11 protein-coding genes are annotated in these 12,275 nt (G+C 64.1%); 8 read left to right on the top strand and 3 right to left on the bottom strand.

Annotation, left to right across the window (positions count from 1 at the left end):
• From BC443_RS02870 to BC443_RS02860, 3 genes are all read left to right on the top strand, one after another.
• The coding region (locus tag BC443_RS02870) for a TRAP transporter large permease subunit (RefSeq protein ID WP_139284230.1) at positions 1-313 on the top strand (313 nt) is incomplete at its 5' end.
• 160 nt (positions 314-473) lie between these two features.
• Positions 474-1,241, top strand: coding sequence for an FCD domain-containing protein (locus tag BC443_RS02865; protein WP_071230334.1), 768 nt, complete (start codon positions 474-476; stop codon positions 1,239-1,241).
• Positions 1,242-1,337: 96 nt separating this feature from the next.
• Positions 1,338-2,126, top strand: coding sequence for an SDR family oxidoreductase (locus BC443_RS02860; protein WP_071230333.1), 789 nt, complete (start codon positions 1,338-1,340; stop codon positions 2,124-2,126).
• A gap of 316 nt (positions 2,127-2,442) precedes the next feature.
• Here BC443_RS02860 and BC443_RS02855 read toward each other — a convergent pair whose 3' ends face one another.
• The gene (locus tag BC443_RS02855; RefSeq protein ID WP_071230332.1) at positions 2,443-4,242 is read right to left on the bottom strand and encodes an IlvD/Edd family dehydratase; all 1,800 of its coding nucleotides are present in this window, start codon (positions 4,240-4,242) and stop codon (positions 2,443-2,445) included.
• Positions 4,243-4,350: 108 nt separating this feature from the next.
• Positions 4,351-5,361, bottom strand: a complete 1,011-nt coding sequence (araD1, locus tag BC443_RS02850; RefSeq protein WP_071230331.1) for an AraD1 family protein — start codon at positions 5,359-5,361, stop codon at positions 4,351-4,353.
• Positions 5,362-5,916: 555 nt separating this feature from the next.
• Here araD1 and BC443_RS02845 point away from each other — a divergent pair.
• From BC443_RS02845 to BC443_RS02825, 5 genes are read left to right on the top strand one after another with little or no spacing between them, the layout of a single operon-like run.
• Positions 5,917-6,894, top strand: coding sequence for a tripartite tricarboxylate transporter substrate binding protein (locus BC443_RS02845; protein WP_071230330.1), 978 nt, complete (start codon positions 5,917-5,919; stop codon positions 6,892-6,894).
• A 28-nt stretch (positions 6,895-6,922) separates the two neighbouring features.
• Positions 6,923-7,405, top strand: coding sequence for a tripartite tricarboxylate transporter TctB family protein (locus BC443_RS02840; protein ID WP_071230329.1), 483 nt, complete (start codon positions 6,923-6,925; stop codon positions 7,403-7,405).
• 6 nt (positions 7,406-7,411) lie between these two features.
• Entirely contained in the window at positions 7,412-8,929 is a 1,518-nt protein-coding gene (locus BC443_RS02835; protein WP_071230328.1) for a tripartite tricarboxylate transporter permease, read from the top strand.
• Entirely contained in the window at positions 8,926-9,981 is a 1,056-nt protein-coding gene (locus BC443_RS02830; protein WP_071230327.1) for an Ldh family oxidoreductase, read from the top strand. The genes BC443_RS02835 and BC443_RS02830 overlap by 4 nt, the downstream gene beginning before the upstream one ends.
• Positions 9,982-10,023: 42 nt before the next feature.
• On the top strand, positions 10,024-11,208 hold the full coding sequence (locus tag BC443_RS02825) for a fumarylacetoacetate hydrolase family protein (protein WP_071230326.1): 1,185 nt from the start codon (positions 10,024-10,026) through the stop codon (positions 11,206-11,208).
• 76 nt (positions 11,209-11,284) lie between these two features.
• Here BC443_RS02825 and BC443_RS02820 read toward each other — a convergent pair whose 3' ends face one another.
• Positions 11,285-12,214, bottom strand: a complete 930-nt coding sequence (locus BC443_RS02820) for a LysR substrate-binding domain-containing protein (RefSeq protein ID WP_071230325.1) — start codon at positions 12,212-12,214, stop codon at positions 11,285-11,287.
• Between the last annotated feature and the right edge of the window lie 61 nt (positions 12,215-12,275).

The raw sequence follows: 12,275 nt of genomic DNA, 5'->3' as shown, positions 1-12,275 counted from the left end.
GCTGCTGATCCTCGGCATGTTCCTGGAAGGCAACGCGATTCTGATCGTGCTTTCGCCATTGCTGGCTCCCGTGGCGGTCCAGTTCGGCATCGACCCGGTGCACTTCGGTATCGTCTTCATCCTCAACGCCTCGATCGGCACCATCACGCCACCCCTGGGCACGGTGATGTTCACGACCTGCAGCATCACCGGCGTCTCGATCGGCGCCTTCATTCGCGCGATCACGCCCTACTGGCTATTGCTGGTCGCCCTGTTGCTGGTGGTGACCTTCGTGCCGGCGATCTCGCTGACGTTGCCCAACTGGGTGTTCTGATCCGGGAGCGTGCCCTGAACGCAATCCGCCGAGTACGACCATGGCCGTATGTCGGCCTTTCCCGGTCGCGCGTTCGGCGGCCGGACAGGTAAGATGAAGTCGAAACAGCCAATGTTGACCATACGGCTCAACCCACTTCGAAGGCCGGGATTCGACTGACGTGAAGGACACCTCGACAACGCGTTCCCCACGCCGGCCCAGCGTCGCTGAAGCGCTGGTCAGGGAGATATTCGCCGGGCACTACCAGCCCGGCGAATTCGTGCCCAAGGAGATCGACCTCTGCGAGCAGTTCGCGCTCAACCGCTCGGCGGTGCGCAGCGATCTGCGCCAGCTGGTCGACGCCGGCATCATCGAGCGTATCTCCGGTTACGGCTCCCGCGTTCGGGATTATGCCGAGTGGAACATTCTCGACCCGCAGGTCACCGAGTGGATGGTGCGTTTCGCTACGCCCAATCCGGGTATCCAGCGCGAGATTCTGACGTTCCGGCTCGACGTCGAGCCCTACGTGGCGATGACGGCGGCCAAGCGCGCCACGGCGCGGGATCTCGTGGCGATCGAAGAAGCCTTCGAAGGCATGGGCCGTGACTTCCACAACCCCGAATCGGCCAACCGCGGGAGGCTTCACAGCGACCACGACGTCGCCTTCCACGTAGCCATCTTCAAGGCGACCCACAACATCGTCTGGAAGCAGCTATCGCACATCCTGAAGCCCTCGATTCATCTACTGGTGGAGACCTCCAACGTCAGCGCCAGCGATCCCGAGCAGAGCCTGGAGCGCCATCGGCACCTGATGGAGTGCATTCGAACCCGGCAGCCCCGCGAGGCCTTCTTCGCCTCGGTGGCGGTTTTGCAGGGAACGGCCGACGCGTTGGGCATGGAGATGCCGGAGACCTTGCTGGGCGAAGTGCCGGCAGCCGTCGAGCGCTGAGCGCCGCGCCGCGCGTGCCGGCAGCGCGATACCCAAGGAGCGCGGAAACTCGCATGCCTGCGATGCCCGCCTCGATCTCGTCAGAGGAGAACCAACATGGATTTCGGTATCAACGGCCGCTGGGCCATCGTCTGCGCCGCCAGCCAGGGACTGGGCAAGGGTTGCGCCGTTGCCCTGGCAAGGGAAGGGGTCAATCTGGTCATCAACTCGCGCCGGCAGGAGACGCTGGACGCCGTCGCCGAGGAGCTGCGCGCACTCGATCCGGCGATCGAAGTGCGTACAGTTGCCGGTGACATCGGCGATCCGGCCATCCGAGAAGCGGTGCTAAGCGCGCCGCCCCAGGTCGATATCCTGGTCAACAACAACGGTGGCCCGCCTCCCGGCGATTTCCGAGACTGGGAGCGGGACGACTGGATCGCGGCGCTGGACGCCAACATGCTTGCGCCCATTGCGTTGATTCAGGCCTGCGTCGATGGCATGGCCGAGCGCGGCTTCGGCCGGATCGTCAATATCACCTCGTCGGCGGTGAAAGCCCCGATCGACGTGCTCGGACTCTCCAACGGCGCCCGCAGCGGCCTGACCGGATTCGTCGCAGGCACCGCTCGCCAATCGAGCCTGGCCAGTCGCAACGTCACCATCAACAACCTGCTGCCGGGCGCCTTCGACACCCAGCGGCTGAGGGGTGGCATCGACAAGGCCGCCAGCAAGAGCGGCCGCACGCATGACGAGGTCGCCCAGGCGCGTCTGGAAGCCATACCCGCCGGCCGCTTCGGCAACCCCGAAGAGTTCGGCGAAGTCTGCGCCTTTCTCTGCAGCCGCCAGGCCGCCTACATGACCGGCCAGAACATCCTGCTCGACGGCGGCGCCTATCCGGGGACTTTTTAAGGCGCCCGAAGCCGCGCCATCTTCCTAGGCGCCCCAAGACGCGCCATCCTCCAAGGCGCCCGAAGCCGCGCCATCTTCCTAGACGCCCCAAGACGCGCCATCGTCCAAGGCGTCCGAAGCCGCGGCTTTATCTTGGTCGAGGCGCTCCGAGACGCGCCTCTCTCTTGGTCTAGGCGCCCGTAGCCGCGCCTCTGTCTTTAGCGCTCCAAAGTCAGCGCCGCTCTCTAGAGAGCCCGATGCTCACCTTCGCTCGTGGCTCGTGGCTCGTGGCTCGTGGCTCGTAGCTCGTAGCTCGTAGCTCGTAGCTCGTAGCTCGTCAGTGGTTGTCCCTCGGCAGATCCCAGGCAATCGCCCGATATTTGGTCGCCGGCGCGAGCGTCATGCCGCGGTCGAGCTGTTCGACCATCGAGCGCTGAATCTCCTGCCATGGGGTCTGGTGGTCGCGATAGGGATAGCCGCCGCTGGCTTCGAGCCTGGCGCGTCGCGCTGCCAGCTCCTCGGCGTCGATCAGCAGATTGGCTTCGCCGCGGTTGAGATCGATGCGGATTCGGTCGCCGGTCTCCAGCAGCGCCAGGCCGCCGTTCGTCGCCGCTTCCGGCGAGGCGTTGAGAATCGAGGGCGAGCCGGAGGTTCCCGACTGGCGTCCGTCGCCCAAGCACGGGAGCGATTCGATGCCCTGCTTGATCAGCGCTTCCGGCGGCTGCATGTTGACGACCTCGGCGCCACCGGGATGCCCCACCGGACCGGCGCCGCGCATCACCAGGATGGTGTTCTCGTCGATCCCGAGTGCCGGGTCGTCGATGCGCGCGTGGTAATCCTCCGAACCGTCGAAGACCGCGACCTTGCCTTCGAACGCTTCCGGATCCTCCGGATTGGAGAGATAGCGGCGCCGGAAATCTTCCGAGATGACGCTGGTCTTCATCAGTGCGGAATCGAACAGATTGCCCTTGAGGTTGAGGAAACCTGCCGATTCGACCAGCGGCTTGGCGTAGCGCAGGATGACGTCTTCATCCTGCGTTTCCTGGCCGAAGCAGTTGGCATGCAGCGTCTGGCCATTGACGGTCAGCGCGTCGCCGTGAAGCCGTCCTGCCGCCAGCAGTTCATGCACCACCGCCGGCACACCGCCCGCCCGATAGAACTCCTCGCCGAGATAGGCGCCGGCCGGCATCACGTTGGCCAGCAGTGGCACGTCGTGGCCCAGCCGCTGCCAGTCGTCGTTGGTCAGCTCGATCCCCGCATGACGGGCGATCGCGTTGATATGGACCGGCGCGTTGCTCGAGCCGCCCAGCGCCGAACAGACGACGATAGCGTTCTCGAACGCTTCACGCGTCAGGATGTCGCTCGGGCGCAGATCTTCCCACACCATCTCGACGATGCGCGACCCGGTAGCGTAAGCCACCATCGGCCGCTCCTTGTAGGGGGCGGGGATCATCGCCGAGCCGGGCAGGCTCATGCCCAGCGCCTCGGCCATCGAATTCATGGTCGATGCCGTGCCCATGGTGTTGCAGTGACCCACCGAGGGTGCGGAATCGGCGATTCGGGCCAGAAATTCTGGGTAGTCGATCTCGCCAGTGGCGAGACGCTTGCGCAGCTCCCACACGATGGTGCCGGAACCGACACGATCCTTGCCGCGCCAGCCGTTGAGCATCGGCCCGCCGGAGAGCACGATCGCCGGGATATCCGCCGTGGCGGCGGCCATCAGACAGGCCGGCGTGGTCTTGTCGCAGCCGGTGGTCAGCAGCACGCCGTCGAGCGGATAGCCGTGAAGCACCTCGACCAGGCCGAGATAGGCGAGATTGCGATCCAGCGCGGCGGTGGGCCGGCGTACGTTCTCGTGAATCGGATGCAGCGGAAACTCGAACGGGACGCCGCCCGCCGCGCGGATGCCTGCCTTGACCCGCTCCACCAGCTGGATGTGATGGCGGTTGCACGGCGTGAGGTCGGAGCCGGACTGGGCGATACCGATGATCGGCTTGCCGGAAGAGAGCTCTTCCAGGGTGATGCCGTAGTTCATGTAACGCTCGAGACACAGCGCCGTGGTGCCGGCGTGGTCAGGGTTATCGAACCACCAGCGCGAACGGAGTTGATCGGGGGTACGGCGGGGACGTTCGGTCATGATCGAGGCTCTCACAAACTTGTCACTGACTTGGCCGACGGGCCAGCGGCGTAAACGATCGCTGGCCCGGTCGGTACTGAAGCATCGGTGCGTTGGGTTGGCGGACGCTCAGAGCGCTTTCGCGGCTGCATAGCCGAAATCTTGCTCGCTCCCGAGCGTGTTGCGCAGCGGGCGCCCCAGGGCCGGCAGGTCGATCTCGTAGCGATCGCCAGGTTCGACCACGATCTTGTCGGCGAAGCTCAGCGTCGCCGTGCCGAAGAAATGGACATGCACGTCGCCGGGACGGCGGAAGTTGCGATACTTGAAGTGATGGTGCTCGAGGTTCGCCAGACTGTGGGCCATGTTGCCCTCGCCGGTCAGAAACGGCTTTTCCCATAGCGTGCGACCGTCACGCACGATGCGGCTGGTGCCTTCCAGGTTTTCCGGCAGTTCGCCGATGAAGAGCTCCGGGCCGAAGCTGCAGGCGCGCAGCTTGGAGTGCGCCAGCCACAGGTAGTTGAAGCGCTCGGTGACGTGATCCGAGAATTCGTTGCCGATGGCGTAACCGACGCGCCAGGGCGTGCCGTCCTGGCCGACGACATAAAGCCCGGCCAGCTCCGGCTCCTCGCCGGCATCCTGGGCGAACGCCGGGGACGGAATGTCGGTTTCCGGCGCCACCACGCAGTCGCCATCCCCCTTGTAGAACCATTCCGGCTGCGGCCCGACTTCTCCCGCCTTCGGCTTGCCGGCCTCGATGCCCATGCGGAACATGCGCATGGAGTCGGTGAGCTCACTTTCGTCGACCCCGCCTTCAGACGAGGACATAGCGGCAGCGTGCATCGCCGAACGGGTATCGGCGCTGCCGAGATGCGTCAGCCCCGTCCCCGTGACCAGGCAATGCGCCGGATCCGGATGCGTCAAAGGCGGCAGCAGCCGTCGCTCGGCAACGATCTGCGCGTAGTCGAGACGCTGCTCGATCAGCGCCGATTCGACTACCGAGGTCAGCGTCTTGCCCTCGTCGATGGCGCGTCTGGCCAGACCATAGACGCCCTCGTCGGCGTCGACGACCTGGACCTCCCGTTCATCGACGACCATCGCCACGGTCAGTTGATCGTCGTTCAGGCACTGTATCAGGCGCATCGTACTCTCCTCTCCATCGCTAATCGGTCATTGCCACCACGACGTCTCGACCACCCTGGCGGGACGTCTCGAGTTCATCATCCTGTCCGGCTCGATCACAAACGTCCACGACCTTTGCGCAATGCGACAAAGCGTGCCGGGTGCCTCCGCTGGGCAAACGGATTCCGCCACCCGACCTGACGCGACGCCTCGCGACACAACGACCACCGTTTATCACCTGACGCCTATGTTGAACATATGAAAAATAAGTACAACATAGACTTTCGGAGCAAATACCTCCGAAGCGAACCGGCGTAATCTGGCGGCGAGAGTCATCGTTCGACACGAAGGCTTTCTCAACGATCGGCCTGACAACATTGATTGGCCAGAATAAAACCGCCTTCATCCGATCCGTTTTCAGCATGTCGCATCACCAGAAAGGCATGGTCAGGGTTTCGCCGTTATACCAATGTCTAGTCAATACGCATATTGCACTCAATGGTCATAAACCATAGCTTCATTGAGCGAAATGCAGGCTCATAACCGCACAAAAAATCCCCCGCCAAGGAACACGCCATGAAGACGTCAATAACCAGAAGTCATCTCGCAGGATTGCTGGGATTGTCATTGTTGCTGCCGCTGCCGGCAATGGCCGACTATCCCGAGAAGCCGATTACGTTGATCGTTCCCTGGGCGGCCGGCGGGGGCACCGACGCGACCGCTCGAACCATCGCCGCCGCGCTGGAAGAGGAGCTTGGCCAGACAGTCAACGTGGTCAATCGGACCGGCGGGAGTGGCGTGGTCGGACACACCGCCATGGCCATGGCCAAGCCGGATGGCTATACGCTCGGCCTGATCACCGGCGAGATCAACATGATGCACTGGCAGGGGCTGACGCAGCTCACCTACCAGGACTACACGCCGATCGCCCAGATCAACTACGACTACGCCGGCATCCAGGTGGCCGCCGATGGCCCGTTCGACTCGGTCGAATCGCTGGTCGAGCAGGTCAAGAGCGAGCCCGCTCGAACCTATACCGCTTCCGGTACCGGGCAGGGTGGCGTCTGGCACCTGGCCTTCGCCGGCTTCCTGCTGGATCAGGGAATGGAGGCCGATCGCGTCTCGTGGATACCCAGCCAGGGCTCGGCCCCGGCGATGACCGAGATGGCGGCCGGCAGCATCGATATCGTCCCGAGTTCGGTGCCCGAGGGGCGCTCGATGATCGACGCCGGCAAGGCCAAAAGCCTGGCGATCATGGCGCCGGAACGGCTCGACAGCTTTCCCGACGTCCCGACCCTGAAGGAAGCGATCGGCAGCGACTACGCCATCGGTGAATGGCGCGGTATCGCTGGTCCCAAGGGGATGGATCCGGCCGTCGTCGAGACCCTCGAGAAAGCGGTCGAAGCCGCCTACAACAGCGACACCTACCAGAACTTCATGGCCAAGCAGGGCTTCGGCACCGAATGGCGGGGCGCGGACGATTTCGGCAAGCTCATGGCCGAACAGGACGAGCGCTTCGGCAAAATCGTCGAACAGGTAGGCCTGGCCAAGTGATCCGACGACCCGAACGGGAGACGACCTCATGAGAGATTTCCTGCTCGGACTGGCGTTCATGATCGGCGGCGGCGTGGTCATTGCCGTCGCCCAGACCTATCCGACCATGCCGGCGCTGCAGTTCGGCCCGTCGCTGTTCCCCTCGCTGATCGGCGGGGGAATGGTGATCGGCGGACTGGTGCTGGCACTGACTCGGGTGGGCCAGCTCAAAAACGCGTTCGCCGGTCCCCACTCCCAAGTGGCGAGCTACGATTACCGCGGCCTGCTGATCTCGCTGCTGCCCTGCGCGCTGGTCGTGTTCTACATCCTGGCCAGCGAATTTCTGGGCGCGGCGCTGTGCATGGCGGCGAGCATGCTGGTGCTGATGCTGATACGGGGCGCCAGGCTGTGGCTATCGCTGCTCGTGTCGATCATCGTTGCCGCGGCAATCTATGTGCTGTTCTCGCGCTACCTGTTGATCCCGCTACCGGAAGGTACGCTGTTTTCCCAAACCCTCACATTCGCCTGGTGACTGCCCATGGACGATTTCCTGCAAGGCCTGGCAATGGTATTCAACCTGCAGACGATGCTGGTCATCGTCGCGGCGGCCGTTTTCGGGCTCTTCGTCGGGGCCATACCCGGCTTGACCGCCACCATGGCGGTGGCGCTGCTGGTGCCGATCACGTTCTACATGGATGCCACCCCGGCCATCGCCGCGATCGTGGCGACCTCGGCGATGGCGATCTTCGCCGGCGATATTCCCGGCACCTATCTCAACATTCCCGGCACGCCGGCATCGGCGGCCTACGTCGGTGAATCCTATCGACTCGCGCAGAAGGGACGCGCCCGCGAAACGCTGGGCACCAACCTGGTCTGTTCGGTCATTGGCGGGCTGTTCGGCACGATGGTGCTGGTGTTCGTGTCACCCTCGCTGGCCGAAATGGCGCTCAATTTCAGTTCCTTCGAATACTTCTGGCTGGCGCTGCTGGGGCTGAGCAGCTCGATCTTCATCGCCATCGGATCCCGGGTCAAAGCCTTCCTGTCGCTGACGGTGGGCCTGCTGCTGTCGACCGTGGGGCTGGACATGATGAGCGGTGCGCCCCGCTTCACCTTCGGCGTTCCCGACCTGATGGCCGGGATCAACTTCATCCCGGTGATGATCGGCATGTTCGCGCTGAACGAGATCATGATGTTCTACGGCTCGCGGGTCGAGGAACGCCATGTCCCGGTGACAGCGAAGGACAGCGTGTTTCTCAAGGCGCCGGGGCACATCAAGACCTACTGGCGTAACGTGCTGCGTGGCAGCTCCCTGGGCACGCTGATCGGCGCGCTCCCCGGTGCCGGAGCGGACATCGCCGCCTGGATCGCCTACGCCCTCGGCAAGAGCCGCTCCAGGGAAAAGGAGAAATACGGCACGGGCCATATCGAGGGCATCGTCGACGCCAGTTCCGCCAACAACTCCGGCATCAGCGGCGCCTGGGTCCCGGCGCTGGTATTCGGTATCCCCGGCGATACCATTACCGCCATCGTCATCGGCGTGCTCTACATGAAGGGCATGAACCCCGGCCCGACGATCTTCATGAATGGCGGCGGCCAGGTCTATGCCCTGTTCACGGTGTTCTTCGTCGCCAACCTGATCATGCTGCCGATCGGCTATCTCGCCATCCGCGCGTCGAAGGTGTTCATTTTGACACCGCGCAAGATCCTGATGCCGGTGATCCTGAGCTTCTGCATCGTCGGCGCCTTCGCCATCAACAACTCGATCACCGATATCTGGATCATGCTGATCATTGGGCTGGTGGCCTTCGTGCTCGCCCGCAACGACTTCCCGATGGCCCCCGCCATTCTCGGACTGGTGCTCGGCAGTACCCTGGAGAACAGCTTCATGAGCTCGATGCTGAAATCCAACGGCGATCTGCTGGCCTTCTTCGAGCGGCCGATCAGCGCCGCGCTGGGCGCGATGGTCATCCTGATCTGGCTGTTGCCTTCACTGATCCGCCTGTTCCGCCGCTGGCGTAGCACGCCACAACCCAGTCACAAGCCGAGGTCCTCATGACCCGATATGATGCTGCCGCCCTGCATTCGACGCTGGTTACCCTGTTCGAGGAAAATGGCGCGAGCCCGGAGGTGGCGCAAACCACCGCATGCATTCTGGTCGAGGGGGACCTGCTCGGCCACCACACCCACGGGGTGAAGCTGGCCAACGGCTATCTCAAGGATCTCAAGGCGGGCCATGCCTGCGGCGATCACGAGCGGCTCGAGATCCAGCAGAACAGCCCGGTCGCGGCGCTGTTCGACGGCCACTACCTGCTGGGGCCGTACCTCGTCCAGCGTGCGCTGGACCACTGTCGCGAGGCTGCAAAAACGTTCGGCATCGGCATGGTCAGCCTCAAGCGCTCGCATCACATCGCCTGCCTGGCGGCGTATCTGGAGCCGCTGGTCGAGGCCAACCTGGTGCCGCTGATCCTGACTTCGGACCCGGCGGTCGCCTCCGTCGCCCCTTATGGCGGGCTGGATCGGGTCTACACACCCAATCCGCTGGCAATCGGCATCCCGGGGCGCGAACAGCCGATGCTGATCGACGTCAGCATGTCGACCATCACCAACGGCACCGTAGGCAAGACGCACGCTGCCGGCGGCAAGCTCGATCATCCGGCGATTCTGACCGGCCACGGCGAGATCAGCGACGACCCGGAGGACTACTTCGCCTCGCCCGCAGGAAGCATTCTGCCGCTGGGCGAACTCGCCTTCGGTCACAAGGGCTTCGCACTGGGGCTGATGGTCGAGGCGCTGACCTCCGCCCTTTCCGGCTACGGCCGCAAGGATGCCCCCGAGGGCTGGGGCGCTTCGGTGATGGTGATGGTGATCGATCCGGCCCGCTTCGGCGGCACCGAGTCGTTTCTCGACGAGACCGACCATGTCGCCAGACGCTGCCTCGACAGCCGACCGCGCGACCCCGCCAGGCCGGTGCGTCTGCCCGGCCAGTCTGGCCTGGCCCGGCGCCGGGACTATCTCGACAACGGCATCCCGTTGCCGACGGATGTCGTCGATGCCATGCGCAACGCCGTGGCAGACTCATCCCTGGCCGGCAAGACAGCCTTCGGCTAACAAGCACACATCCCTTTCGACTCGACAGGAGCTCTGTTTTTCATGACCCAACCCAATGATCCCGGCCGCCTTCAAGACAACTGTCTTCCCGAAGATGCCGATCAGGCACTGCTGGTAGGACGCGTCTGGCTGACCAGCGATGATGGCCGCGCCGGCCCGGCGCTGGTGGCCCTGCGCGGCGACGTGCTGGTCGATCTTTCCGAGCATGTCTCGACCATGGCCGACCTGCTGGAGCGCGACGATGCCGCCTGGCTCGCTCGCGAGGCGCCGGGCAACAGCGTCGGCACGCTGACGGACGTGCTCGCCAACAGCCACGGGGACGCGCCGCGTGCGCCCTACCTGCTGGCCCCCTGTGACGTGCAGGCGATCAAGGCGTGCGGCGTGACCTTTGCGGTCAGCCTGCTGGAGCGGGTGATCGAGGAGCAGGCGGGCGGCGATCTCAAGCGCGCTGCCGAACTGCGTCAGGAGATTCAATCCCTGATCGGTGGCGATCTGTCGCGGATCAAGCCGGGCTCGGAAGAGGCGATGGCGCTCAAGGCGGAACTCCAGGCGCGTGGCGGCTGGTCGCAGTACATGGAAGTGGGTATCGGCCCCGACGCCGAGGTGTTCTCCAAGGCGCAGCCGCTGTCTGCGGTCGGCCACGGCGCCCGCGTCGGGCTGCATCCCGCCTCCGAGTGGAACAATCCGGAGCCGGAGATCGTGCTGGCCGTGGACGCCCAGGGGAAAGTGCGTGGCGCCACGTTGGGCAACGACGTCAATCTGCGCGATGTCGAGGGTCGCAGCGCCCTGCTGCTGGGCAAGGCCAAGGACAACAACGCCTCCTGTTCGATCGGGCCGTTCATCCGGCTGTTCGACGACCACTTCGGCATCGATGACGTGCGCAATGCCCAGGTATCGCTGCGCATCGAGGGGGCGGACGACGACTTCCTGCTGGAAGGACAGAGCGACATGCGCGAGATCAGCCGCGATCCGCTGGATCTGGTGGCGCAGACCTACGGCGCTCATCACCAGTACCCGGATGGCTTCATGCTGTTTCTCGGTACCATGTTCTCGCCGATTCAGGACCGTGACGGCGAAGGCCAGGGCTTCACCCATCATATCGGCGACCGGGTGACCATCTCGACACCAAGGCTGGGCACGCTGAGCAACGTCGTCGATCGCAGCGACCGCCTGCCGCCGTGGACTTTCGGTATCCGCGCGCTGCTGGCTCACCTCGGTCAACGCTGACGCCGGTTCGGCGTGAGTCCGAAGCCATCGCTTCTGCTTCTGCTGCCGACGCCGCCCTGGCGTCGGCAGTGGAAATTCAGGGTTCGTCGCGCATCAACAGCGTATCGATGAACTCGCCGACCACATCGGATATCTCCTCTCCCTTGCGGGTCAACACGCCGTAGTAGCCCAGCGGTTCACCGATCACCAGCGGCAGCGCGGTGAACTTGCCCGCCGAAACGGCCGTCTTGAGCACCGATGTCGGCAACAGGGCGATGGCATCCGACGAGCTGACCAGTTGCAGCGTGGTCTGCGTCGAGGTGGTTTCCACCACATTGCGCGGCGTCGCGACTCCGGCTTCGGCCAGCGCCACCTCGAACAGTCCTCGCATCGGGCTGCTCATGGGATGCAGCACCCAGGGCCAGCGCACGACCTCGCCCAGGCCGGGCGGACGCTCGCACAGCGGATGCCCCGCCCTCACCACGATCGAAACCGGCTCAGCCTGTAGCGGCAGGAAGTCGAACAGGTGGTGCTGGGCGTGTTCCGTCACGCGTCCGATGACGACATCCAGCTGTTTGTACTCCAGGTCCGCCAGCAACCGATCGCTGGAATTCTCGAAAAGGCTGACCGCCAGCTGCGGTCGTCGAGACTTGATCGTGGTGATCGCCTTGGGCAACAGCAGTGGTGCCGCGCCGGGTACCGAGCCAATGACCAGCTTGCCGTGCCCCCCTTCACGCAGCGATACCAGATCGTCTATCAGACGATCGGTGTCGTTGAGGATCGTCCGGGCGTAACGCACCAGTAGCCGCCCGGCATCGGTGATTTCCATGCTGCGAGGCTGGCGATAGAACAGCGTCATGCCGAAAAACGTCTCGATGTCCTTGAGCATCTTGCTGGCGGCCGGTTGGCTCATGTTCATATGGCGAGACGTGGCGTGAAGATTGCGACTTTCGTCCAGCGTGACAAGCAGCGCGAGATGCTTGATACGCAGCCAACCCTTGACGTGATTACGACTATCGTTGGACATCATTCCGATCCGGATAAGCCTTTGGTCAAAGACAATAACCCCCGGTTATCGAGGTTGCAAA

The organism is Salinicola sp. MIT1003, assembly GCF_001858555.1.
GTDB classification, from domain to species: Bacteria; Pseudomonadota; Gammaproteobacteria; order Pseudomonadales; family Halomonadaceae; genus Salinicola; species Salinicola salarius.
This window is presented reverse-complemented; position numbering and strand designations above follow the sequence as displayed.